23 protein-coding genes, 14 tRNA genes, 3 rRNA genes and 1 other RNA gene are annotated in these 25,038 nt (G+C 34.9%); 3 read left to right on the top strand and 38 right to left on the bottom strand.

The window, feature by feature from the left end; all coding sequences use genetic code 11:
* Positions 1-16 precede the first annotated feature (16 nt).
* The 10 genes from rplW to MPAN_RS01155 form a co-directional block, all read right to left on the bottom strand.
* Positions 17-304, bottom strand: coding sequence for a 50S ribosomal protein L23 (gene rplW, locus MPAN_RS01200; RefSeq protein ID WP_176239751.1), 288 nt, complete (start codon positions 302-304; stop codon positions 17-19).
* Complete coding sequence (rplD, locus tag MPAN_RS01195; RefSeq protein WP_176239752.1) at positions 297-926, bottom strand: 50S ribosomal protein L4; 630 nt, start codon at positions 924-926, stop codon at positions 297-299. The genes rplW and rplD overlap by 8 nt, the downstream gene beginning before the upstream one ends.
* Before the next feature lie 11 nt (positions 927-937).
* A complete protein-coding gene (gene rplC, locus MPAN_RS01190; protein ID WP_176239753.1) occupies positions 938-1,579 on the bottom strand; it encodes a 50S ribosomal protein L3 in 642 nt (213 codons plus the stop codon).
* Positions 1,580-1,605: 26 nt separating this feature from the next.
* Positions 1,606-1,914, bottom strand: coding sequence for a 30S ribosomal protein S10 (rpsJ, locus tag MPAN_RS01185; RefSeq protein WP_176239754.1), 309 nt, complete (start codon positions 1,912-1,914; stop codon positions 1,606-1,608).
* 186 nt (positions 1,915-2,100) lie between these two features.
* On the bottom strand, positions 2,101-3,717 hold the full coding sequence (locus MPAN_RS01180) for a putative PEP-binding protein (RefSeq protein ID WP_176239755.1): 1,617 nt from the start codon (positions 3,715-3,717) through the stop codon (positions 2,101-2,103).
* Between the two features lie 29 nt (positions 3,718-3,746).
* On the bottom strand, positions 3,747-4,694 hold the full coding sequence (locus MPAN_RS01175) for an ROK family protein (RefSeq protein ID WP_176239756.1): 948 nt from the start codon (positions 4,692-4,694) through the stop codon (positions 3,747-3,749).
* A 94-nt stretch (positions 4,695-4,788) separates the two neighbouring features.
* A complete protein-coding gene (locus tag MPAN_RS01170) occupies positions 4,789-5,226 on the bottom strand; it encodes a MarR family winged helix-turn-helix transcriptional regulator (RefSeq protein WP_176239757.1) in 438 nt (145 codons plus the stop codon).
* Positions 5,227-5,243: 17 nt separating this feature from the next.
* Positions 5,244-6,095 carry a DegV family protein gene (locus MPAN_RS01165; RefSeq protein ID WP_176239758.1) on the bottom strand — a complete coding sequence of 284 codons (852 nt, stop codon included), beginning with the start codon at positions 6,093-6,095 and terminating at the stop codon, positions 5,244-5,246.
* 85 nt (positions 6,096-6,180) lie between these two features.
* Positions 6,181-6,858, bottom strand: coding sequence for a hypothetical protein (locus MPAN_RS01160; RefSeq protein WP_176239759.1), 678 nt, complete (start codon positions 6,856-6,858; stop codon positions 6,181-6,183).
* 147 nt (positions 6,859-7,005) lie between these two features.
* Positions 7,006-7,407 carry a rhodanese-like domain-containing protein gene (locus tag MPAN_RS01155; protein WP_176239760.1) on the bottom strand — a complete coding sequence of 134 codons (402 nt, stop codon included), beginning with the start codon at positions 7,405-7,407 and terminating at the stop codon, positions 7,006-7,008.
* 186 nt (positions 7,408-7,593) lie between these two features.
* On the opposite strand from MPAN_RS01155, the gene MPAN_RS01150 reads away from it, so the two are divergent.
* The 3 genes from MPAN_RS01150 (at position 7,594) to tnpC (ending at position 9,904) form a co-directional block, all read left to right on the top strand.
* Complete coding sequence (locus MPAN_RS01150; protein WP_176238418.1) at positions 7,594-7,959, top strand: helix-turn-helix domain-containing protein; 366 nt, start codon at positions 7,594-7,596, stop codon at positions 7,957-7,959.
* A complete protein-coding gene (tnpB, locus tag MPAN_RS01145) occupies positions 7,952-8,287 on the top strand; it encodes an IS66 family insertion sequence element accessory protein TnpB (protein ID WP_231756794.1) in 336 nt (111 codons plus the stop codon). Before MPAN_RS01150 ends, tnpB begins: the two co-directional genes overlap by 8 nt.
* Before the next feature lie 66 nt (positions 8,288-8,353).
* A complete protein-coding gene (gene tnpC / locus MPAN_RS01140; protein WP_231756793.1) occupies positions 8,354-9,904 on the top strand; it encodes an IS66 family transposase in 1,551 nt (516 codons plus the stop codon).
* 167 nt (positions 9,905-10,071) lie between these two features.
* On the opposite strand, the gene MPAN_RS01135 is transcribed toward tnpC, so the two are convergent.
* The 28 genes from MPAN_RS01135 to rpmE all read right to left on the bottom strand — a co-directional run bounded on the left by MPAN_RS01135 (position 10,072) and on the right by rpmE (position 24,948).
* A tRNA-Phe gene (locus MPAN_RS01135) sits at positions 10,072-10,147 on the bottom strand.
* Positions 10,148-10,154: 7 nt separating this feature from the next.
* Positions 10,155-10,230 (bottom strand) — tRNA-Asp (locus tag MPAN_RS01130).
* Between the two features lie 3 nt (positions 10,231-10,233).
* A tRNA-Met gene (locus tag MPAN_RS01125) sits at positions 10,234-10,310 on the bottom strand.
* Between the two features lie 32 nt (positions 10,311-10,342).
* Positions 10,343-10,433 (bottom strand) — tRNA-Ser (locus tag MPAN_RS01120).
* 37 nt (positions 10,434-10,470) lie between these two features.
* A tRNA-Ile gene (locus tag MPAN_RS01115) sits at positions 10,471-10,547 on the bottom strand.
* A gap of 4 nt (positions 10,548-10,551) precedes the next feature.
* Positions 10,552-10,628, bottom strand: a tRNA-Met gene (locus tag MPAN_RS01110).
* Between the two features lie 103 nt (positions 10,629-10,731).
* Positions 10,732-10,807 (bottom strand) — tRNA-Ala (locus tag MPAN_RS01105).
* A gap of 13 nt (positions 10,808-10,820) precedes the next feature.
* Positions 10,821-10,908: transfer RNA gene (locus MPAN_RS01100), tRNA-Leu, on the bottom strand.
* A 9-nt stretch (positions 10,909-10,917) separates the two neighbouring features.
* A tRNA-Lys gene (locus tag MPAN_RS01095) sits at positions 10,918-10,993 on the bottom strand.
* A 6-nt stretch (positions 10,994-10,999) separates the two neighbouring features.
* Positions 11,000-11,076: transfer RNA gene (locus MPAN_RS01090), tRNA-Thr, on the bottom strand.
* Between the two features lie 7 nt (positions 11,077-11,083).
* Positions 11,084-11,159, bottom strand: a tRNA-Val gene (locus tag MPAN_RS01085).
* A gap of 16 nt (positions 11,160-11,175) precedes the next feature.
* Positions 11,176-11,284: ribosomal RNA gene (gene rrf / locus MPAN_RS01080) — 5S ribosomal RNA — on the bottom strand.
* Between the two features lie 49 nt (positions 11,285-11,333).
* A 23S ribosomal RNA gene (locus tag MPAN_RS01075) occupies positions 11,334-14,175 on the bottom strand.
* Positions 14,176-14,224: 49 nt separating this feature from the next.
* Positions 14,225-14,304 (bottom strand) — tRNA-OTHER (locus MPAN_RS01070).
* 31 nt (positions 14,305-14,335) lie between these two features.
* A tRNA-Ile gene (locus MPAN_RS01065) sits at positions 14,336-14,412 on the bottom strand.
* 93 nt (positions 14,413-14,505) lie between these two features.
* A 16S ribosomal RNA gene (locus MPAN_RS01060) occupies positions 14,506-16,026 on the bottom strand.
* The 16S, 23S and 5S rRNA genes sit together here with 14 tRNA genes alongside, the layout of an rRNA operon.
* Positions 16,027-16,246: 220 nt before the next feature.
* Positions 16,247-16,330 (bottom strand) — tRNA-Tyr (locus MPAN_RS01055).
* A gap of 145 nt (positions 16,331-16,475) precedes the next feature.
* Positions 16,476-16,658, bottom strand: coding sequence for a DUF951 domain-containing protein (locus tag MPAN_RS01050; RefSeq protein WP_176239182.1), 183 nt, complete (start codon positions 16,656-16,658; stop codon positions 16,476-16,478).
* Complete coding sequence (locus MPAN_RS01045) at positions 16,655-17,482, bottom strand: ParB/RepB/Spo0J family partition protein (protein ID WP_176239181.1); 828 nt, start codon at positions 17,480-17,482, stop codon at positions 16,655-16,657. Before MPAN_RS01045 ends, MPAN_RS01050 begins: the two co-directional genes overlap by 4 nt.
* On the bottom strand, positions 17,469-18,245 hold the full coding sequence (locus MPAN_RS01040; RefSeq protein ID WP_176239180.1) for a ParA family protein: 777 nt from the start codon (positions 18,243-18,245) through the stop codon (positions 17,469-17,471). The genes MPAN_RS01045 and MPAN_RS01040 overlap by 14 nt, the downstream gene beginning before the upstream one ends.
* A gap of 11 nt (positions 18,246-18,256) precedes the next feature.
* Entirely contained in the window at positions 18,257-18,955 is a 699-nt protein-coding gene (rsmG, locus tag MPAN_RS01035; RefSeq protein ID WP_231756792.1) for a 16S rRNA (guanine(527)-N(7))-methyltransferase RsmG, read from the bottom strand.
* A complete protein-coding gene (mnmG, locus tag MPAN_RS01030; RefSeq protein ID WP_176239178.1) occupies positions 18,948-20,813 on the bottom strand; it encodes a tRNA uridine-5-carboxymethylaminomethyl(34) synthesis enzyme MnmG in 1,866 nt (621 codons plus the stop codon). The genes rsmG and mnmG overlap by 8 nt, the downstream gene beginning before the upstream one ends.
* Positions 20,814-20,837: 24 nt before the next feature.
* Positions 20,838-22,781 (bottom strand): transketolase, encoded by a 1,944-nt coding sequence (tkt, locus tag MPAN_RS01025; protein ID WP_231756791.1) that lies wholly within the window; start codon positions 22,779-22,781, stop codon positions 20,838-20,840.
* Positions 22,771-23,427 (bottom strand): hypothetical protein, encoded by a 657-nt coding sequence (locus MPAN_RS01020; protein WP_176239176.1) that lies wholly within the window; start codon positions 23,425-23,427, stop codon positions 22,771-22,773. Before MPAN_RS01020 ends, tkt begins: the two co-directional genes overlap by 11 nt.
* Before the next feature lie 79 nt (positions 23,428-23,506).
* Positions 23,507-23,601, bottom strand: an RNA gene (ffs, locus tag MPAN_RS01015) — signal recognition particle sRNA small type.
* Positions 23,602-23,614: 13 nt separating this feature from the next.
* On the bottom strand, positions 23,615-24,046 hold the full coding sequence (locus tag MPAN_RS01010; protein WP_231756790.1) for a nucleoside deaminase: 432 nt from the start codon (positions 24,044-24,046) through the stop codon (positions 23,615-23,617).
* Positions 24,047-24,050: 4 nt separating this feature from the next.
* Positions 24,051-24,641, bottom strand: coding sequence for a thymidine kinase (locus MPAN_RS01005; protein ID WP_176239175.1), 591 nt, complete (start codon positions 24,639-24,641; stop codon positions 24,051-24,053).
* A gap of 55 nt (positions 24,642-24,696) precedes the next feature.
* On the bottom strand, positions 24,697-24,948 hold the full coding sequence (rpmE, locus tag MPAN_RS01000; protein ID WP_176239174.1) for a 50S ribosomal protein L31: 252 nt from the start codon (positions 24,946-24,948) through the stop codon (positions 24,697-24,699).
* Between the last annotated feature and the right edge of the window lie 90 nt (positions 24,949-25,038).

The following is a 25,038-nucleotide window of genomic DNA, read 5'->3' as shown; positions in this document are numbered from 1 at the left end:
TCCTCTAATTTTTCACTTATACTGTAAAGGCATCTATCTTTTGGCCTTCAGCAATCTTAACTACTGCTTTCTTATAAGCAGGTTTGTACCCTTCATATTTACCCATTCTTTTAAACTTAGGTAATACGTTTACTGTATTAACTGAAAGTACATTTACACTAAATATTGCTTCAATCGCTTTTTTGATTTCAACTTTATTAGCTTTTTTGTCAACTTTAAATGTGTATCTGTTTTGACTTTCGATTAATTGTGTACTTTGTTCAGTAATAATTGGGGCTTTGATAATATCATAAAACTTAATCATTACCTAATACCTCCTCTAATGATTCAACTGCATCTTTAGTTAATACTAAATTTTTACAGTTTAATACATCATAAACACTCACGTGATTAGCTAATGAAAATGCAACTCTAGGTAAATTTCTTGATGCAAGCACTTCATTTTGTGTAAATGTTTTACCAACAACTAATGTTTTTCCTACAACATTTAGATTTGCTAATACATCACGGAATAGTTTTGTCTTTGGTGCATCTAATTCAACTGAATCAACAACTTTTAATTGTCCTTGTGCTAATTGATATGATAAAGCTGATCTTAAAGCTAATTGACGCACTTTTTGATTTAGCTTAACTGCATAACTTCTAGGTGTTGGCCCAAAAACTATACCACCATGACGCCATTGTGGTGAACGAGTCGAACCTTGACGTGCTCTACCTGTACCTTTTTGTCTCCATGGTTTTCTACCACCACCAGATACTTCACTACGATTTTTTACATCATGAGTACCTTGTCTCATCGCTGCTCTTTGTGCATTGACTACATCAAATAATGCTTGTTGATGTGGTTCAATACCAAATACGTATTCTGATAAGGTTAGGTCTGCTACTTTTTTACCTGATTGATCGAAAATGTCTACTTTTGGCATAATAACCCTCCTTATTTACCACTTTTAACAGCAGATCTTACGAGTACAAGTCCTTTTTTAGGTCCTGGAACGCTTCCGCTTATAAGCAATAATTGATTTTCTAAGTCAACACCAACAACTTCTAAATTCTGAATAGTAACTCTTTCGTGTCCCATATGTCCAGGTAAGTTCTTACCCTTAATGTTACCCTTAACAGCTCCCATAGAACCTGGTCTACGATGATATCTTGAACCATGCGCCATCGGACCGCGAGATTGATTGTGTCTCTTAATACTACCTGCAAAACCTTTACCTTTAGATGTACCAGTTACATCTACTGCTTCGCCAACTACAAATAAGTCTAAATTCACAGGGTCACCTACGGCTATATCCACCATTTCATTTTTAAGCTCTTCTTTAAAGCGGATTTCTTTAACGAAGCGCTTAGGTGCTGTGTTAGCTTTTTTCACGTGCCCTTGTTCAGGCTTGTTACTTAATTTTTCACGTTTAGTTTCGAAACCAACTTGTGTAGCTACATAACCATCTGTTTCAATAGTTTTTTGTTGTAGGACTACATTGTCAGCCACGTCTATAACGCTAACTGGAATTAACACGCCATTTTCACCGAAAATTTGTGTCATCCCAAGTTTTCTACCTAAGATTCCTTTGGCCATACTTTTAACCTCTTTCTAATTTTAAATTATTTTTTCAATACAATATCAATACCTGATGGTAAATCAATGTCCATCAATGCACTGATTGTTTTTGGGTTTGGATCAATAATTTGGATCAATCTCTTATGAGTTCTGCGCTCGAATTGTTCACGTGAGTCTTTGTTAACATGTGGTGAACGTAGGATTGTGAATATTTCCTTTTCAGTTGGAAGAGGAATAGGACCTTGAACAGTAGCCCCAGTTCTTAATGCACTTTCTACAATCTTCTTAGCAGCTTGATCTAATAATCTGTGATCGTAAGCCTTCAAACGAATTTTAATTACATCTTTTGCCATTATAATAGCTCCTTTCGCCTATAATCTTGTATAGACTTGCTCCGTGGAAAAACCCAACTACATAGACAACGGGTATCCGTGTGTCGGCAACCTCCCATTTCACAGCCTGCTCATGTAATCACACGAGCGTTATAATTATATATTAAAAAGGAAATAAAAGCAACCTTTTATCTCCTTTTTTTTATATTATTTATCGTTTTCTTTCTTTTTTTTCCTTTTAGCATAAACATCTTTGTATTTACCTTTGACTGACTCTTTTGCAAACAGCACTTCTCCAGCTTTCTTAATATGTGAAAGTGGGATTATAAAGTGCTTAAATCCTTTATTCATGAATTTTCTTAATATCTTAGGATCTTTTAGAATGTTACCTTGAACAAAGTGCAGTAATTTAATACCAGTTCTTCTAAAGTATTGATGTGCACCTTCCAAATCCGGAAAAGCTTGAAGCATAAACTCTTCATAATCAATCTTGTCATATTTTGACTTTTCCATACACTCGTCTATATAGTTATCTAACCCGAAGATTGTTGAATCAACATATCTATAATCTTCATAATACATAAATGCTGATTCTGTTTCCATCATAATTGAAAATAGTAGTCTTTTTACATCAGATGTAGAGAACCCTGTGTAACCCTGAATAAGATCCTTCCACTTTTCAATTTCTAATCCCATTCTGAGCATCGGTATGATTATACTTATTCTTTTATTTGTAAGTTCTGAAGCTTTTTGAATAGCAGTGATATTTGTAAAAAATATTCTTGAATAATCTCTAACATGTTCTAGATCAGTAAATATCTCACCCTCATAATCAATAGACATAACTTCATCGAATGAGGGGATCCTAATCTGGATTAATTTATCTTTAAATGTCTCTAATAAATTGCAATATAACTCTACTTGCTCATCAAAAGTAGGTGTGTACCCTTTTGTGATATACATATATTCTGTCTTAAACAAAGCTACACCTGCATACCAAGTAGAGGAATTTGCTCTATCAAAATCTTTTTTATCTACAAGAGATGCATAAAACTTAATCTCTTCGGAACTATAAATCGGATCCTCGCCTAAAGTAAATGTATACGAGTTTTTTAAATCTATTGCGTTTTTAATTTTAATTGTGTTTGGATTTAGATATGCTTTTTTGTTTATTCCATCTATAATAGCAAAAGCTGCATTTGAATAAGATCTCGATGTCAACAAGATTGGAATCTCATAAGCAACACTTAACTCCAAAATTAATTCTGGTCTTTCCAATCTCTTACATATAAATCCCTTTATATTTTTTGGTAATTCATATAAATATTCTTTTTTAAAATGATTTACATTGATTATGACATCTTCATTTATTTTAGAGACGATATCTTGAATAAGTAATCGATCTATTTGAGATACAATTCTATCTTTTAATTCAATTATTTTTTCATTAAGAAGCTCAATTTGATCTTCCTTAAAAAAAATAATAAACGAATTATTAGATGTTTTTTGTTGGTATTTTTTGATAGCTTTACTAAAGATATCGCTGAAACCTATATCACTATTATAGAACCCATCCATCATCAAATCTACTAAAAGTTTTGAGTTGAATGGTGATGCTATATAACTGAAATCAAATAACCCTTCAATATAATTGTCTTCGTAGTATTTAGTATGAAAACTATAGATGTTATTCTTGATAACCATTCCTATTTCTTCTAACAATAAAGCTATTTCTTTTTTTGTGTATTTTTTATTCCGTTTACTTCCATCAAATTGCACTATTCTTCCGAGTGCTAAAAAATCACCAAAATACTGATTTCCCACTAGTTGTAATCCCCCATATTTATATATTTTTATGTGCTAACAATAACACTCTTTACTAACATAGCAGACCCAATTATACCAGCTTGATTACCCGTCATAGCTAATTTAAAAGGTATATCCCCGGTAGTGAATCTTGCATTTTCTTTATAATACATTTGAATCAAATCAATTAAAAATTTACCTGATTTAGATACTCCACCACCAATGATGAACACATCAGGTTCATTAATTATTGATAAAATACTTGCAGCAATTCCAATATACTTGGCGACTCTATGAACTGTTTTTAAAGCTACAGGATCACCTTTTTTAGCTGCATCAAAAATTGCTTTAACTGTCAATTGGTCTTTATCTAGTATTGAAGTGTCGTTTGGTAATAGATTTTTTGTATAGTTTAAAATTCCAGCTGTACCACAAATTTGTTCTAAACAGCCTTTAGATCCACATCCACATACTTTTTCTTCTTCATCATAGACTCTAATATGTCCTACTTCTCCACCTAAGCCAGTTGCACCTTCTACAATTGCTCCATCAAGTATTACTCCACCACCCACTCCCGTTCCCAATGTAATTAAAACTGCATTATCATATGGATTTTTTAAAGAGGCATTTTCCCCAAAAGCTGCAATAGTTGCATCATTAGCAGCAACAAGTTCAACATGATCTGGCAAATATTTTTTCATACTACTAATTAAGTCAGTATCATTTAAATTTAAATTAGCACATGTATGAACATATCCTTTTTTTACAGGACATGGTACATCTATACCGACACCTAATATATCATCCATCAAAATATTATTAATTTCGTTATTTGATATAATGCCTTGGTATATGGTTTCAAATATTGAATCTTTGTGATTTAGTTTCGGAGTTTCAACTTCAAAATCATTAATCATATCCATAGATTCAAAATTAAATAGACCTATTTTAATACTAGTTCCACCCACATCTATTCCATATACATATTTGCTCATCATCTTACCTCCATTTCATACTTTATTATTATAACATTTGTAGGCTAAAAAAGGGAGACTTTTTTTCAAAAAAAACACTTTTTAAGGTGTTTTTTTAATATCTTTGTTTAAAATAATTACTAATATTTTCTAAAGACTTTAATAATATTTTATCTTTTTCCAAATTAAGGTCTTTAAGTAAAGAACTGACCATTTCTTCATGGAATTCATCATGAATAGCCAACACTTCTTTGGCTTGGTCGTTAAGTTCAAGGTAAACCTTTCTTCTATCTTTCTCATCTCTGTATCTATTAACATATTCTTTCTTAACTAAAACATTGACTGACGTCGTAAGTGTCCCCATGGTAATTCTAAGTTTATTTGCAACATTTCCCATTGTGGGATCTTCTGTATTTTTTATAGCTTCTAATACATGCACTTCTGTCATCGAAAGTTTCACGCCACGTTCTTTTAAAACATCTGATTCAATTGATAGAATTTGATTAAAAACATCAACTATTAATTCATTTATGACTTCTTTTGGGGAAACCATGAAACTCACATCCTTTATTATATTTCAATATATCCTACTCCCAAAGTTCCAGGACCAGCATGTGCACCGACGACTGGTGTCAAAGGTACCAACTCAATAGTAACATCTTTTCTTTTTTGTAAAAGAATATCTTTTATTTCTTGAGCTTTATCTTTATTGTTTGTGTACGCTATAAATATTATAACATTTTTATCACGAATATTATCTTCAAGAACTTCAATTAATCTACTTTGCGCCTTACTAGTTGTTCTAATTTTCTCAAATGGAACCAAACTTCCATCTTTTTGTATATGTAGTAATGGTTTTATTTTTAATAAAGTTCCTAAAAAACCACTGGTTGCTGATAAACGGCCATTTTTAACTAAAAACTTAAGTGTATCAACTAAGACATAGATATATATATGATCTCTTATTTTTTCTAAGTAATCAATAATTTCTATTGTTTTTTTACCTTCTTTTATTAATCTTATAGCTTCAATAACTAAATAAGCTTCACCATAAGAAACTGTTCTTGAATCTAAAACATATACATTTAAATCCTTAACTAATTGTTTAGCTAAAATAGCTCCTTGAAAAGTTCCACTTAATTTGGATGAGATTACTACTACTATGACATCAGTATAGCCTTCTTCTTTTAATTCTTCATAAACACTTGCTATTTTTCCAGTTGATGTTTGAGATGTTGAGACATCTATATTTGGATTTTCTTCAATCATTTTATAAAACTCATTTGCTTGAATATCTATGTAATCTTCATATTCCTTGCCATCTAAATTTAATGTTGATCTTATTAATTTTACTGGGTAATTAAGTGACATATAATCAACACCAGAGTTACCGCAAACTACTAAACCTATTTTTTCTGACATTTTATTTTCTCCTTCAAATATTTTGAATTTCAAATATTATTTAATATAATAATAACACATTCAAAATTAATGTCAAATATAATAACTAATTTATGTTATTTAAGTATGCTAATTGATACATTGGACGTGAAACATCTTGTAATTTTATCAAATGACTAATAAATTTAACTAATTTATGTAACTCCTCATTGTTGTATAAAATATTTTCTTTTAAATATTGCTTTTGATTTCTTGAATATTCTGGTCTATATATCATTACATAATTCACAACTTCAATTTTTGAATTTATTAGATTTGCCAATAATTGTCTATAGCTATTTGATTCTTGCAGCTTTTTAGTATATCTTTCTTCGCTACGTCTCTCATCTTGATTAAACATTCCAAACTCTAAAACAATAATGAGTTGATCATAGATTAACAAATAATCAGCTCTCATATGATTTCCAAAAATTAATGGGTATTCCATTATAATAGATATTTTATCTGTATCAACACCTTGTTTAAAAAGAATTAACAACAGACGCCTTAACAAAGTTAACGTATCAATCCATGTAATGACTTCCTCATCTTTTAATGCAAAAATTGATATTTTTTTATCCAGGAATGTTTGTTTCATTAAGGTGAATATTTTTAGTTTTGCATAAAAAATCGCTCTATCTTTTAAATATTCTTTTTCAATTTTCCAATCTATTTTTTCCAATTCATTAGTGAATATAGATAACTCTGTCATTTTATTAAAAATATACATTGATTTTATTGACATATCCTAACACTTCCATTTCTATCTTTATAGTAATAAAATATGTAGAGAATTACTTTAATAAAAATAAAAACCTCATTTCAAAATGAAATGAGGTATGAATTCAGCTTAATTTATTGTATCGACATTTTAATTGCATTGCATATAGAATTAATTAGTATCTACTGGATAATCAGCTGCTACCCAAGCTGCGTAGTTTCCTTCTAGTCTATAAACATTTTCAAAACCAGCCTCTATAAGTTTACTAGCACCTAATATAGATGCACTATCAGCATGACAATATACTAAATAAGCTTTATTTTTATCAAGTGACGGAATAGCATCATCGAGTGATCCATCTCCAACATAATAATTAACAGCACCTGGAATACGACCTTGTGAGAAATATGGTGATACATCTATAATAATTAAATCTGGCGTGTTATCTATAAGCTCTTTAGCTTCTTCTGGTGTTAGATCTATATACTCTGGCATAGAATTTACTTCTGTGGCACAGCCCACTATAACTAAAATAAATGCAATGGCCATAAATAATAATGATATTTTTTTCATTTGTGATCCTCCTATTTTTATATATTCTACATGGTATCAATGTCATAGTCAAAGAATTTACATTAAGTTTGAGTACAATCATTTATTCAATTAATAGCATATGTATCGTAAAGGTCAAATATTAACACTCTAATAATTTAGGGTGTTTTTTTGTATGCTATAGGTAGAGAAAAGAGGACAAAGAAAATGTCAAAACATTATACAAATAGAGCGCGTCTAGATGCGGTCAAAAACTATAGAGCGTCAAATTTGAGTCTAAGTGAATTCGCAAGACAACACAAATTTAATAGATCAACACTTAAAGACTGGGTAGCGGCATTTAATCACTTAGAAGGTGACTTTATAAGAATTGACAATATAAGTGATAGACCAGGAGAACTCATCAATGAAGAAAACATCAGACTTAATATGTTAAAAGGCGATGAGATTACAAAGAAATCAACACACTTTTCACGTTTTGATCACTCGATAGTCGTGATAGAAAGCAAACAAATCAAAATCACAACCTCTCTAGAACAAGCTTTAAAAATCTTAGAGGTTATTTATGATTGATTATAGGAACATAAAGAAAATCTATTTCTATTCAAAAGATATGGATATGCGTGTAGGTATGCATAAACTCCAAATTCTATTATCGTGTAACTTTAGACCCATTGAGATGATGTATACCCTATTTGTCTTTTGTTCAAAAAATAGAAAGACAATCAAAATCTATTATGAAGATGAATATGGAACGTGGTTACTGATCAATAAAATAAACTTCACAAAGTTTAAATGGCCCAAAGATTCAAAAGAGATAGGGTATCAAGCAAGTGATCTTAAAGCGCTTTTAAAGGGACTGAAAGTCATTGATGAGAAAAACAAAGAAATAGGGTATTAAATTTTGAGATTTACTATATATATAAATATATATAGTAAAAGTTCAAAAATGTGCTATACTAAACACATGAACTTAAACCAAGCGCTTAAAGAAATCGAGCACCTAAAGAAAGTAAATATAAAACTTTTAAAAGAAAACGAGAAGAATCATCGTCTCATTTTTAAGCTTAACACAAAGTTAAACTTGATTTTAAGTGACAAAGAGATCTTAACTGAAAAATATAATATAGAACGGATCAAGACATTTATACCTAAGAGCGAAAGCATATCAGCAGTCATTATTAACGAAGTAGAAACATTAGGTAAAGAAAAAAAGATAAGAAAGAAAAAGCGTAAAAACTTTGAGTCTTTTGATTTTGAGCGTCACGTGAGTGAAACTAGATATGAAAAGCCTGAGATAGACACGTGCCCAACATGTAAAGGGGAATTATCCATCGCATCAGAAAAAGTACGTTATGTGGTTGAGTCTATACCCGCAACCCTTAAGGTCACAAAGATCATTAAACAAAGCTGCAAATGCAAAAACTGTAATCCAAAGGATAATCAAATCTATTATCCACTTTCAACATCTTTATTTCCAGGAAGCGTCATGACGCATTCTTTCGCTTCATACATCTGTTATCATAAATATGAGCTCGGCATTCCTTTTGAGCACTTATCAAGACACCTTAAAGAAACCCTTAAAATTGAAGTCTCAAAACAAAACCTCGCTTTATATATGGCAAAAATGGCATCTATCTTAACGCCAATTTATAAACAGATGAAAGATGATTTGCTTAATAATCAAGCAAAGGTTATTCACGCAGATGAGACAACGCTTTCTATCAGCAAAAGACCTTTATCAGATCAAATGCGTAAGAAAAGTTATGTATATGTCTATACATCAAGCTATTATGATCAGCAAATCGCGATTTATGATTTTCATGAATCAAGAGCCGTTGATCAAACAGCAAGGTGGTTAAAAGCATATGAAGGGGTTATTGTCTGTGATGATTATGCAGGCTATACAAAACTAAAAAGAGAAAATGATAAGATCAAATTACAAAGGTGCTTCGCACACGCAAGAAGACGATTTGTAGATATTCTTAAAGCTCTACCACAAGATAAGAAAAAAGAAAGTTACGCTGTAAAGATTCTTGATGTCATGGGCAAGCTCTTTCATGAAGAAGCAACCTATAAGCGGCAAAACCTCTTACCTAGTGAGATTTTAACCAAGCGACAACAAGATCATCCTAAGATACTAAAAGAGCTAGAAGATCTTATTTTTAAGCATGACTATAAAACAAACTCCGCAATAGAAAAGGCAGTTTCCTATACAAAAAAAGTATGGCCTGAACTAACGACATATTTAACAAGTGGTTATGTGGAAATTACAAATAATATCGCAGAGCGAGCAGTTAGACCCTTCGTGATTAATAGAAAAGTTTTTATGACATCTGGATCATATGATGGAGCAAGATATACGACAAAGCTGTTTTCAATCATTAGAACAGCAAGAATTAACGATGTTAATGTTTCAAAATATTTAGAATATGTTTTAGATAATATCAATAAAAAAGAGATTAAGGATCTACTCCCTTATTCTCCATCTGTCATCAATATGTTGAAAAATAATTAAATTTCGTCAATATCCACCAGCGATAGATTTGAACCCCTATAGAAAAATACCACATTCAGATGTCTGAGTGTGGTATTTTTATGAGGTAGTGTTAATATTTGACCTTTACTATGTATCAATGTTTATAAAAATAAAAAAAGCCACTTAATGGCTTTGCTATTAGTTAGTGGTGGCTCCAGGGAGAATTGAACTCCCGACACAAGGATTTTCAGTCCTTTGCTCTACCGACTGAGCTACAGAGCCTAATAATTGGCGGTCCGGACGGGATTTGAACCCGCGATCTCCTGCGTGACAGGCAGGCATGTTGACCCCTACACCACCGGACCATTTGGTTGCGGGAGAAGGATTTGAACCTACGACCTCCGGGTTATGAGCCCGACGAGCTACCTGACTGCTCTATCCCGCGATATAAAAAATATAAAATTATTAAACTACTGATGGCGGAGGAAGAGGGATTCGAACCCCCGCGCCTTTTACAGCCTGTCGGTTTTCAAGACCGATCCCTTCAGCCAAGCTTGGGTATTCCTCCACTTATTATAACACATATTACTTGAAAAAATAAAAGTTGGTGGACCCGGTAGGACTCGAACCTACGGCCGACCGGTTATGAGCCGGTAGCTCTAACCAACTGAGCTACGGGTCCAAACTGGTAGCGGCGGGGGGAATCGAACCCACGACCTCACGGGTATGAACCGTGCACTCTAACCAGCTGAGCTACGCCGCCAGACTACATATTCCTATAATAAGAAATATGAAAGTAAGTTGTTAAGAAATAAATACCAATAGTCTTATAGTAATTAGCTTGGAGGGCATAATTACTATAATATTGGTGGAGCCTAGGGGGCTCGAACCCCTGACCTCCTGCGTGCAAGGCAGGCGCTCTCCCAGCTGAGCTAAGGCCCCTTAAAAAAAGGTATGGTACCTCGAGCCGGACTTGAACCGGCACGGATTCATCATCCATGGGATTTTAAGTCCCACGTGTCTACCAATTTCACCATCGAGGCATTCATTTTTGGTGACCCGTGAAGGATTCGAACCTTCGACACCTTGATTAAAAGTCAAGTGCTCTACCACCTGAGCTAACGGGTCAAATACTGGTGCCGAAAACAGGAATTGAACCCGCAACCTACTGATTACAAGTCAGTTGCTCTACCAGATTGAGCTATTTCGGCAAATTAATGGTGGGAGTTAACGGGCTCGAACCGCTGACCCTCTGCTTGTAAGGCAGATGCTCTCCCAACTGAGCTAAACTCCCATTAATTAGAGATGCTGCCTGGCAACGTCCTATCTTCGCTCCTTGGAACTATTTTCGGCGCTGAAGTGCTTAACTACTGTGTTCGGCATGGGAACAGGTGTGACCACTTCGCTATCGTCACCAGACATCTCTCAAAACTAGATAAATTCTTTGTAAATGAATGAAAATATTAATAAGGTTAAGTCCTCGACCTATTAGTACTGGTCAGCTTCACGTGTCACCACGCTTCCACACCCAGCCTATCAACCTCGTAGTCTTCAAGGGGTCTTACTAAATTGGGAGATCTCATCTTAAGGTGGGCTTCACGCTTAGATGCTTTCAGCGTTTATCCCTTCCATACTTAGCTACCCAGCTGTGGCCTTGGCAGGCCAACTGGTGCACCAGTGGTATGTCCACCCCGGTCTTCTCATACTAGGGGCAGCTCCCTTCAAATCTCCAACGCCCACGACGGATAGAGACCGAACTGTCTCACGACGTTCTGAACCCAGCTCGCGTGCCGCTTTAATGGGCGAACAGCCCAACCCTTGGAACCTTCTCCAGCTCCAGGATGCGACGAGCCGACATCGAGGTGCCAAACCGCTTCGTCGCTGTGAACGCTTGGAAGCGATAAGCCTGTTATCCCCAGGGTAGCTTTTATCCGTTGAGTCTCTGCCCTTCCATGCGGTACAGAGAGATCACTAAACCCGACTTTCGTCCCTGCTCGACTTGTTTGTCTCGCAGTCAAGCACCCTTATGCTTTTGCGCTCTACGAATGATTTCCAACCATTCTGAGGGTACCTTCGGGCGCCTCCGTTACTCTTTAGGAGGCGACCGCCCCAGTCAAACTGCCCACCAGACACTGTCCTCCCTAATACACTTAGGCAAGTTAGACATCAGATGCACGAAGGGTGGTATCCAAAGGACGACTCCTCCAAAACTAGCGTTCTAGATTCTTAGTCTCCCACCTATCCTGTACATCTTACACCCAATGTCAATATCAAGCTACAGTAAAGCTCCATGGGGTCTTTTCGTCCTGTCGCGGGTAGCCGGCGTTTTCACCGGCAGCTTGATTTCACCGAGTCTCTTGTTGAGACAGTGCCCAAATCGTTACGCCTTTCGTGCGGGTCGGAACTTACCCGACAAGGAATTTCGCTACCTTAGGACCGTTATAGTTACGGCCGCCGTTTACTGGGACTTCAATTCAATGCTTCGTTGCCTAACATCTCCTCTTAATCTTCCAGCACCGGGCAGGCGTCAGTCCATATACATCACCTTACGGTTTAGCATAGACCTATGTTTTTGATAAACAGTCGCTTGGGCCTATTCTCTGCGACTTCTTTTTTTCATTAAAAGTCCTCCTTATCCCGAAGTTACGGAGTCATTTTGCCGAGTTCCTTAACAAGAGTTTTCTCGCGCGTCTTAGTATTCTCTACCTACCCACCTGTGTCGGTTTACGGTACGGGTAGTCTATAAATTAACCCTAGAAGCTTTTCTTGAAAGTTTGACGTCATCATCCTTTACCTACCGAAACTCACTCTTAGCGATGTGCGGATTTGCCTACACATCAAGCTCGTTTCCTTGTCCCAAATCCAATTATGGGCGGATGTTAGCCTCCTTTGTCACTCCATCAGTTTATAAACTAGTGCAGGAATCTCTACCTGCTATCCATCGGCTACGCTTTTCAGCCTCACCTTAGGCCCCGACTTACCCAGGGCGGACGAACCTTCCCCTGGAAACCTTGGGTTTTCGACGGACAGGATTCTCACCTGTCTTTTCGTTACTTACACCGGCATTCTCACTTCTAACCGCTCCAATAGTCCTTCCGATCTATCTTCACTGCTGTTAGAACGCTCCCCTACCACTGACAATAAATTGTCAATCCGTAGATTCGGTATGATGCTTAGCCCCGGTACATTTTCGGCGCAGAGTCACTCGACTAGTGAGCTTTTACGCACTCTTTAAAGGATGGCTGCTTCTAAGCCAACCTCCTAGTTGTCTGTGCATCTTCACTTCCTTTTCCACTTAGCATCAATTTTGGGACCTTATCTGACGGTCTGGGCTCTTTCCCTTTCGACCATGAACCTTATCACCCACAGTCTGACTGCTAACTATATTTTATGACATTCGTAGTTTGATTGGGCTCAGTACCCCGAGGTGGGGCCATCACACATTCAGTGCTCTACCTTCATAAAACTTATACGTTAACGCTAGCCCTAAAGCTATTTCGGGGAGAACCAGCTATCTCTGAGTTCGATTGGAATTTCACCCCTAGCCACAAGTCATCCAAACACTTTTTAACGTGTCCTGGTTCGGTCCTCCATTTGGTCTTACCCAAACTTCAACCTGCTCATGGCTAGCTCACTCAGTTTCGGGTCTACAGCACCTAACTTATCGCCCTATTCAGACTCGCTTTCGCTTTGGCTCCACTCCTTAAAGCTTAACCTTGCTAGATACCGTAACTCGCCGGTTCATTCTACAAAAGGCACGCCATCACCCATTAACGGGCTCTGACTAATTGTAAGCACACAGTTTCAGGATCTATTTCACTCCCCTCCCGGGGTTCTTTTCACCTTTCCCTCACGGTACTGGTTCACTATCGGTCACTAAGTAGTATTTAGCCTTATGAGATGGTCCTCACGTCTTCCGACAAGATTTCTCGTGTCTCGCCGTACTTCTCAACACTCTAGTCCACACACTGTCAAATACAGGACTCTCACCTTCTATGGTCAGCTTTCCCACGCTGTTCTTTTAGTGTGCGGTTTTGTAACTATTATAGTGTTAGGCTCCTCCGCGTTCGCTCGTCGCTACTAGCAAAATCGTTTTTACTTTCTTTTCCTACAGGTACTTAGATATTTCAGTTCCCTGCGTTTCCCTTCCGATAAATCGGATGACATATCTTCCATATGCCGGGTTTCCCCATTCGGATTCCCACGGATCGTCGCGTACTTACTGCTCCCCGTGGCGTTTCGCCGTTAGTTGCGTCCTTCATCGGCTCTTAGTGCCTAGGCATCCACTGTGCGCCCTTTTTTCCTTAACCTTTTCTTCTTTCATTTACGACAGAATTTATCTACTTTTCAAAGATCTCTTGGTGGGGTCTAGAAGATTTGAACTTCTGCCTCCTGCATTGCGTGCAAAGCAGGCGCTCTCCCAGCTGAGCTAAGGCCCCTTAAAATATGTAAAGCTATTTAAAAATTAAATGGTGGGCCTAAATGGACTTGAACCATCGACCTCACGCTTATCAGGCGTGCGCTCTAACCACCTGAGCTATAGGCCCATGTAATTTGAAGCTAAGGTCTTTCAAAACTGAATATGATGAGTGTATCTTGGAAATTTGTATATGCGTTATTGCATATGCCTTTCTCCTTAGAAAGGAGGTGATCCATCCCCACGTTCCCGTAGGGATACCTTGTTACGACTTAACCCCAATCATCAACCCTACCTTAAACGGCTCCCTCTCCGAAGAGTTAGGCCACCGGCTTTGGGTATTGTCAACTTTCGTGGTTTGACGGGCGGTGTGTACAAACCCCGAGAACGTATTCACCGCGACATTCTGATTCGCGATTACTAGCGATTCCGACTTCATGAAGTCGAGTTGCAGACTTCAATCCGAACTGAGACTGCTTTTTTGGGTTTCGCTTCACATCACTGCTTCGCTGCCCTTTGTTTCAGCCATTGTATCACGTTTGTAGCCCAGGTCATAAGGGGCATGATGATTTGACGTCATCCCCACCTTCCTCCAGTTTATCACTGGCAGTCTCGCTAGAGTCCCCAACTTAATGATGGTAACTAGCAATAAGGGTTGCGCTCGTTGCGGGACTTAACCCAACATCTCACGACACGAGCTGACGACAACCATGCACCACCTGTATCCATGATAACCTCCACTATATCTCTATAGCTTTGCATGGTATGTCAAGACCTGGTAAGGTTCTTCGCGTATCATCGAATTAAACAACATGATCCACCGCTTGTGCGGGGTCCCGTCAATTCCTTTGAGTTTCATGCTTGCGCACGTACTACTCAGGCGGAGTACTTATTGCGTTAACTACAGCACTGAATTTCTCCAACACTTAGTACTCATCGTTTACGGCGTGGACTACCAGGGTATCTAATCCTGTTTGCTCCCCACGCTTTCGTGCCTCAGCGTCAGTTGTGGCCCAGTAAGCCGCCTTCGCCACTGGTATTCCTCCATATATTTACGCATTTTACCGCTACACATGGAATTCTACTTACCTCTACCACACTCAAGTTATCCAGTTTCCTTAGCATCACAGAGTTGAGCTCTGCACTTACACCAAAGACTTAAATAACCGCCTACGCACCCTTTACGCCCAATAATTCCGGATAACGCTTGCCCCCTATGTATTACCGCGGCTGCTGGCACATAGTTAGCCGGGGCTTATTCATTAGGTACCGTCACACTTGCTTTTCCACAAGTCATTCTTCCCTAATAAAAGAACTTTACATACCGAAGTACTTCGTCATTCACGCGGCGTTGCTCGGTCAGGGTTGCCCCCATTGCCGAAAATTCCCTACTGCTGCCTCCCGTAGGAGTTTGGGCCGTGTCTCAGTCCCAATGTGGCCGTTCAACCTCTCAGTCCGGCTACGCATCACTGTCTTGGTAAGCCATCACCTCACCAACTAACTAATGCGCCGCAGGCTCCTCTTTAAGTATACCTATTGCTAGGTCTTTTAAAATATATAAGATGCCTTACATATTCCTATCCAGTCTTAGCCATCGTTTCCAATGGTTATCCTCGTCTTAAAGGTAGATTACCTACGTGTTACTCACCCGTTCGCCACTCACTAATAAATTAGTGCGTCCGACTTGCATGTATTAGGCACGCCGCCAGCGTTCATCCTGAGCCAGGATCAAACTCTCCATATAGTATAGTTTGTTTGTTAATAGCTCTTTTTGTTTTCTAGCTTTGTTTTGTTTCTTTGTTTCTTTGTTTCTTCGTTTGATACACTCATCATAATTCAGTTTTCAAAGACCTTGTGCTTCCACGCTTGTTTGCGCGTGCTTATACATTCTATCATTATAAAAGAGCCTTGTCAATATCTAAGATGCATTTTTATCGATAGTTTTTTTAAGGCTTTATATAGAATGGTGGAGGGGGGCAGATTCGAACTGCCGAACCGTTAGGAACAGATTTACAGTCTGCCGCGTTTAGCCACTTCGCTACCCCTCCAATTTTGGGCTTGCCTTACTATTCTATCTTATCATATTGAAAAAATCAACACTTTTATATATTTTTATATATTTTTATAATATATCATTAAAAATAGAGCTTTTTTACGTGTTTTTTAGACCTAAAATTAGATTGTTTTACAAGATTATTCCAATTTGGTTGTTTTTTTTATCTTTTTATCTAATTCTTTTTTTAAAATCATTATTTCTCTATTACATTTTGCACATTTTATTTTCAACTCTGCGCCAGTTCTTATAACTATCCAGTCATAAGAACCACACACATGTTGTTTTTTTAATGTGATAATATCATTTATTTCATATTTCATTTTTTTAATAACCTATCTAACATAGAATCTAATTCATTTTCATCATAATAAATAATTATTTTTTTATCATCAATTCTAACTTTATGTTTCAAATATGTTGTAAGTTTTTTTTCTTCTAAGACATATCTAGTGCGTGGAGTTCTTCTTATTTTATTCGTTTTATCCTCAGTTTGAGTCAATTCTTCCACTTGTCTTACACTAAGTTGTTTAGATACAATTAGTTTTGCTAACTTATTTATCTGTGCAGCATTTTCTAATTTACTTAATGCTCTAGCATGACCCATACTAATTTGACTAGTTAATAACATATCTTGAGTTTCTGAGGGTAGATTTAATAGTCCGAGCATATTAGTAACATGGGAACGACTCTTTCCAATTTTATGTGCTAATTCAGTTTGAGTCAAACTTAAATGATTCATTACAACTTTATAGGCTTCTGCTTCTTCAATCGGAGTTAAGTTTTCTCTTTGTAAATTTTCTGCCAATGCAATTTCAGCAACTTTTGACGCTTCATATTGTCTAATAATTGATGGTATAGTTTTTAACCCAACTTGTTGCGCAGCTCTATATCTTCTCTCACCTGAAACAATTATAAAGCCATCTTTTTGCTTTTTGATAATTATAGGTTGGAAAATACCATGTTCTCTAATAGATTGTGCAAGTTCATCAATTTTTTCCTGATCAAAAATTCTACGTGGTTGAAACGGATTCGGTTTAATTTCATTTAATGATATTTCATCAATGACTTCGCCTTCTAATACATCATCTACATGATGCTCTTTTAACAAATCGGTAAGTGTTCTAGGTTTTTTATCTTCTTTCATTATTAGCAACAACCTCCTTAGCTAATGATTTATATAATTTTGATGCAGGGGATCTTGGTGCAAATGTTGTTACAGGTAATCCATAAGTTGGAGCTACTTGTGCTGCTACATTACTTGTAATAATGGTGTCAAAAACACCTTCTTTAAAATAATCTTTAATTTCATGGACGATTTCCCATCCTGCTTTTGTGCGTTTGTCTAACATAGTTAACAAAACGCCTTCAATTTCAAGTCTTTTATTATTTACTTTTAATTGCTTTTGTACAATTCTAATAGTATTTAATAATTGTGTTAATCCATCAATTGCTAAGTATTGGCATTGTACCGGAATTAGAACCGAATTAGAAGCGTATAATGCATTTAATGTAAGTAAACCTAATGATGGCGGACAATCTATAACAATAAAATCATATAAATGGGCAATTCTTTGAATTTTATGGCTCAGTGCATATTCTCTATCATCAATATCTAATTTTATCTCTAAATGGGCAAGTTCAATAGTTGCTGGTATAACATCAACATTTATATCAGATAAATGAATTATACTATCTTCAATTTCAATATGATTAAGAAGCACATCGGTAACCGTTGAATATAATAGACTTCTATTTATCCCTAAACTAGTCGTTGTACTGGCTTGAGGATCTAGATCAATTAATAGTACTTTTTTGTTTAATTCCCCTAAAGCAGCTGACAAATTTACACTTGTAGTTGTTTTACCAACGCCACCTTTTTGATTAGAAATAGCTATTATTTTTCCCATAATCGCTCCTTTTATAATGTTTTTTTCTTAATTAACGCAAATGATCTTGGATACGTTTTCGGTGTTTCTCTAGTTTTTTTAATCACAATAAGTGATCTATCCCCATGTGAATATGGCAATTTGATATCAACAATATTCAAGATTTGTCCACCAAGTATTTTTAAAGCTTGTTTTGATTGATCGACTTCATCTATATATTGACTTGATTTATATGCAACAAAACATCCATCAATTTTAGTCATTGGAAGCCCTAATTCTAGAATAAGTGGTAATTTACCCAGCGCTCTAGCTGTGACAACATCAAAAATTTCCGAATTTGAGAGTGCAAAATTTTCAATTCGATCATAAACTATTGAAACATCTGTAATTTGCAACTTTTTTAAAAGTTGTTTTAAAAATGTTATCCTTTTTCCTAAAGAGTCAATGATAGTTATCTTTAAATTTGGAAATAGTATTTTTAATGGAATACTTGGAAAACCAGCTCCAGCTCCCATATCACAAAGATTTCGAACATTTGTCATATCAATAGATTTCACTAAAGTCAATGAGTCGTAAAAATGTTTATAGAACACTTCTTCTCTATCTGTAATCCTTGTTAAATTAGTTATTTGATTATATTCTATTAAAAATTCATAATATGTTTCAAATTGACTAAGTTGTTTATCGCTTATTTGAATATTGAGATTATATTTTATATCATCTTTAAACATTTTCATGTCTGCTTTCTGATTCTAAATAAATCAGTAATAAAGAAATATCTGCTGGATTTACTCCAGATATTCTAGATGCCTGTCCTAGTGTTTTAGGACGAATTTTAATAAGCTTTTCTCTGCTTTCAGATGATATGTTATTTATTTTATTATAATCTAGTGAATCAGGCAGTTTTTTATAATCCAGTCTTTGCATTTTTTCTGCTTCTCTCATTGCTTTTTGAATATAACCTTCATATTTAACTTTAATTTCTAGTTGTTCATATATATCTTCCGCAAATTTCATTTCTACAAAATGTTTAATATCTTCTTTGTTCATTTCAGGTCTTTTTAATAAGTCTGATAAAAATACAGCTTCGTATATTTTTGCTGAATCTCTTGATTCCAAGTATCTATTATTTAAATCATTTGGCATTATTTTAAAATGATTAGCAATTTCAACTAATTTTGTATAATATTCTTTTTTTATTAAAAACTTTTGATATGTTTGTTCGTTTACAAGTCCTAATTCATAACCATATGTTCTTAATCTTAAGTCTGCATTGTCATTTCTAAGTAAAAGTCTATGTTCTGCTCTAGACGTTAAAAGTCTATAAGGATCTAATATGCCTTTAGTAACTAAGTCGTCTATCAAAACACCAATATAAGCTTCATGTCTTTTTAAAATAAATGGTTCTTTCCCATCAAGTTTTAAAGATGCATTTATACCTGCCATCAATCCTTGACCTGCAGCTTCTTCATATCCACTTGTCCCATTAATTTGACCTGCACAATATAAATTGTTGACCAATTTAGTTTCTAAAGTAGGAAATAGTTGTATAGGATTAATCGCATCATATTCGATTGCATACGCATATCTAACAATTTGTGCATGTTCTAAACCAGGTATTGTTCTTATCATTTCTTCTTGTACATATCTAGGTAGACTTGTTGACAATCCTTGAATATACATTTCATCAATTTCTAAACTTTCTGGTTCAATAAATATTTGATGTCTGTTTTTATCACTAAAACGAACCACTTTATCTTCTATAGATGGACAATATCTAGGTCCTACACCTTCAACAACACCACTATACATTGCAGATTCATTTAAATGTTGATTAATGAGTTCATGAGTGATTTCGGATGTGTGAGTTAAATAGCAAAATTCTTGTGGGTTGTCTTCATAATACATTTCATCAAAACTAAATGTGTAATTTTTACCATCACCAGGTTGAATAGTAGTTTTAAGATAATCAATACTGTCTTTTTTAACTCTGGGTGGTGTTCCTGTTTTTAATCTTAAAATTTCAAATCCTAATGATTTTAATTGAGCACTAATTCCAAAAGTTGTCGGATCTCCTTGAGGTCCCGATAATATTTTTTCATCTCCTATTAAAATATTACTACTTAAATAAGTACCTGTGGTAATGATAACGGATTTAGAAAATATTTTTGTGCCGTCGTTTAGAATAACACCTTTGACCTCGTTTTCTTCAATGATTAACGATTCCACTAAATCTTCAAGTAATGTTAAATTTTCAGTATTTTTTAAAACCTCTAACATGATTTTTGGATACTTTAATTTATCAATTTGAGCCCTTAATGCCCGAACAGCTGGTCCTTTAGATGCATTTAGCATCTTAATTTGTATTTGTCCTTTATCTGCACTTTTAGCCATTTGTCCACCAAGTGCATCTATTTCTCTAACAACAATACCTTTAGCAGGCCCTCCAATAGAAGGATTACAAGGCAAAGAAGCAACCTTGTTAAGGTTGCCTGTTATAAGTATAGTTTTCTTATTTAATCTTGCTGTAGCAAGTGCAGCTTCAATACCTGCATGTCCACCGCCAACAACAATACAATCATATATCATAATATCACTTCTTTTTTAAACTGTCTATTTTAAAAATGCTTCTGCAATTGCTTCTTTAGTAAAGTTAAATAGTTTAAGTACATCTTCCATTGGTGCGCTTGCGCCAAATGTATCTAGTCCATAAACATCTTTAGTGTATTTATACCATGGCATACTACTAGCCATTTCAATTGCTAAGATTTTCTTTCTTCTTGGTAAAACTTCTTTTTGATATTTTTTTGTTTGTTTATCAAATAAGAATTGTGATGGCATACTAACAACACGAATGTTTAATCCTTGTTCTTTTAATATTTCTTTTGCTTGCATTGCTAAATCTACTTCTGATCCAGCTGAAAGTAAAATACCATCTAATTCATTTTCTTCTTTTGATACAATATATGCACCTTTTAATACACCATCATAACTAGTATGTTGATAATTAGTTACATTTTGTCTAGTAAGTACAATGACTGTAGGTGTTTCTTTTGATTCAAGTGCAATTTTCCACGCTGCAATTGTTTCACTTGCATCTGCTGGTCTTATAACATTTAGATTTGGAATTGCTCTCAATCCTGCGAGTTGTTCTATCGGTTGATGTGTTGGACCATCTTCTCCAACAGCAATTGAATCATGTGAGAATACAAAAATTGAAGGAATACTCATGATAGCAGCTAAACGTATGGCTGGTTTCATATAATCGCTAAACACGAAGAATGCTCCACCAAAAACTTTTAACCCACCATGAAGTGTCATTCCGTTAATAATAGCACCCATCGCATGTTCTCTTACACCAAAATTAATATTTCTAGCTAATCTATGATCTTTATCATAATTTCCATCTGCACCCTTAGCTTTTGTTGAAGCTGTTAAATCTGCAGAGCCACCAATAATGTTTAAATGTTTTTGTGATAGTCTTTGTAAAACTTTACCACTCACATTTCTTGTAGCTTCTTCTGGTGCATTTGCTAGATCTTCTAATTCCAAAAGATCTATTTTATAATCATTTTTAATAAAAGATTCAAATAGTTCTGCTTCCTCTGCATATTTTTCTTGATATGCATCAAACATTATCTTCCATTTTTTATGAACTCTTTGTCCTCTAAGCGTAACTTTTTTATGGAAATGATTATATACGTCTTCTGGAATTTCAAATGGTTTATATGGCCAATTTAAAGTTTCACGCAACTTAGTAGCTTCCTCAAAACCAATAGGTGATCCATGAACACTTGATGTGCCTTGTTTAGTAGCTCCAAAACCAATGATTGTTTTAACTTCAATCATTGATGGTCTATTACTATCTTTTTTAGCTTTATTAATTGCTTTATTAATTTGATTAAGATCATTGCCATCTTCAACTAAAATATGTTGCCATCCCATAGCTTCAAATTTCTTTTTATGATCTTCGCTATATGCAAGAGATACTTTTCCATCTAATTGGATATCATTTGAATCAAATAAAACAATAAGTTTACCTAATCCCAAATGACCAGCTAAACTAATAGATTCTAATGCAACACCTTCTTGTAAGTCTCCGTCACCACATATAACATATGTGTAATGATCCATAACATTAAATTCAGGTTTATTAAATCTAGCAGCTAAATGAGTTTCAGCTATTGCCATACCTACAGCATTAGAAATGCCTTGTCCAAGTGGACCGGTTGTTGCTTCAACACCATCAGTATGTCTATATTCAGGATGTCCTGGTGTATTTCCAATTGATCTAAAGTTTTCAAGATCTTCCATTGATATTTTATATCCTGAAAGATGATTTAATGCATATAATAGCATTGAACCATGACCTGCACTTAGTACAAATCTATCTCTATTAATCCAATTTGGTTTTTTTACATCAATATTTAAATGAGCAGTAAATAATTTATAAGCCATTGGTGCTGATCCTAAGACAATTCCTGGATGACCAGAATTCGCTTTATTAATCGCATCTACTCCTAAGAATCTAAGTGCATTGATTGCTTTATTTTCCATCATTTAAATCTCCATTCTTTGAATCATCTTCCTCTAGTTCTACGATTTCTACTTCATCAACTTCTACAGTTTCTCCATCGATAGGTTGTTCTTCAAAACTAAAGTATTTTTGATAATGTTCTTCTTGAGCTTTTACAAGTAGATCAAAATCTTCTTGACCCAAATAATCTCTTATCTTATCTTGCGTAGCGATATTTTCAGCTCTAACTTTTTTATTGACTACTTTACTTTGAACTATATTGCTAATTACTACTAAAACAATAAGCCCCAATAAAATAGGTAATGTTTGATCTTGAAAAAAGAGAATCGCAAGGATTGCGCCTATTGCATACAAAGCCAAAGTTGGAATAATAAAGAAGTTATTTATCTTTTTACTTAAAGATGATACTTTATCTAAAAATCCTAACCATATTACATTAACTTCATATTCATAGAAAGGTTTTAGTGCGTCATAATAAGTACTTTCTATTAAAACCTTATAGTCATTTCCATCTGAAGTCCATACTGCAAATCTACCTCTACCAGCATATTGTGTCAAATATGGAGTATCATCCATGTGATGAAACTCAACATTTCTTCCATCAATCACTTGTTTCTCAAATGGTTCATTTGTTAATTGTTTATAAATTTTAGCATTCAATTTCATAATTAATTCCTCCGTCATTTTTATTATAACATTACATCTTATTTTTATACATAATTATGGTAAATCATATAAAAATCCCTATCAAGCATCATCACCCACATAGTAAACATGCTTATGGCTGCTTCGATCAAGATCTGACCAGGTTCACAAGTTACTATTGAATGATGATGCTTGATAGGGATTTAATTTATCTTTGACGTAATTTCTTAAAGAAAGTTTTAATTAACTTTTCACTTTCTTCAGACATGATCAATCCTTCAGATTCTACCTTATGATTAAAAGGTAATTCAAACAGCTGACATATACTGTCAACAACTCCTGATTTATAATCTTTAACACCATAATATACTTTTTTTATCCTTGATTGAATCATTGCCCCAGCACACATCGGACACGGTTCCATTGTAACATATATTTCACAATCTTCCAATCTCCAAGATCCAATTTTTTTTGCTGCTTTCATCATCGCTAAAAACTCAGCATGACCTTGTATAATCTGTTTGGATTCTCTTAAATTATGTGCTCTTGCGATAATCTTATCTTGATATACGACAACAGCTCCAACTGGAACTTCATCTTTTAACGCTGCTTTTTCAGCCTCTTTTAAAGCAGCTCTCATATACTTATATTTTTTTAGGTTTTCCTGGGACTTCATGATAATGTCTTGATCTAGGTTCATATGATTCATTAGCTCCTACTAAAATGGTTGGATCTTCATAATGAGCAGGCTTACCATTTATAATCCGTTGAGTTCTTGTTGCAGGTAGTCCACTTTTTACACAAATAGCAGTTAATTTAGTTACAAATTCTGCTCTTGATAATAAATCAGGCATTGGTCCAAAAGACTCACCTCTAAAATCACGGTCCAGTCCACCAACAATAACTCTTATACCTTTATCAGCAAGATGTTCAGCAATATTTACAATATCGTGATCGAAAAATTGAACTTCGTCTATGACTACTGCATCTGTATTATCTTTAATATAAGACATAATTTCTATGCTTTTGTCAATAATGATAGAAGGTTTTTTGCTCATGTTATGTGAAACAATTTCTTCTCTTGCATATCTTGTATCAACTTTAGGTTTAAACACTAGAACATTTTGTTTAGCATATTCTAATCGTTTAATACGTCTAATTAGCTCTTCTGTTTTTCCTGCAAACATTGGCCCGCATACAACTTCTATAAATCCGTTTTTATATGTGTGATACATAGTGATTACCCCTTAATTTATAGTTTTTTAACAAAAAACGTGATTTAACATCACGTTATTCATTGTCTTGATTGTCTTGTTTTTCTTGATTGTTTTGATTTTGTGATTTAATTCCGTAACGTTTATTAAATCTTTCAACACGTCCAGCAACTTGAATAAATGATTGTTGACCTGTATAGAATGGATGACAATTTGAACATGTATCAATTCTAAAGTCTTTTGCTGTTGTACCTACTTCATGTTCAAAACCACATGTAGAACATTTTACTTTAATAACGTTATATTTTGGATGAATTCCTGTTTTCATAACTTATCTCCTTCCGCCATAGCTTCTTAGCCATAGTAAGTTTTTGCTAGTTCATTATATCATTACTATTTTAATAATTCAAGTTATATT

This window comes from Mariniplasma anaerobium (assembly GCF_016865445.1).
In the GTDB taxonomy this organism is placed as follows: domain Bacteria; phylum Bacillota_I; class Bacilli_A; order Acholeplasmatales; family Acholeplasmataceae; genus Mariniplasma; species Mariniplasma anaerobium.
Note: the sequence above shows the minus strand (reverse complement) of the source record. Positions and strands in the feature narration are given on the sequence as shown.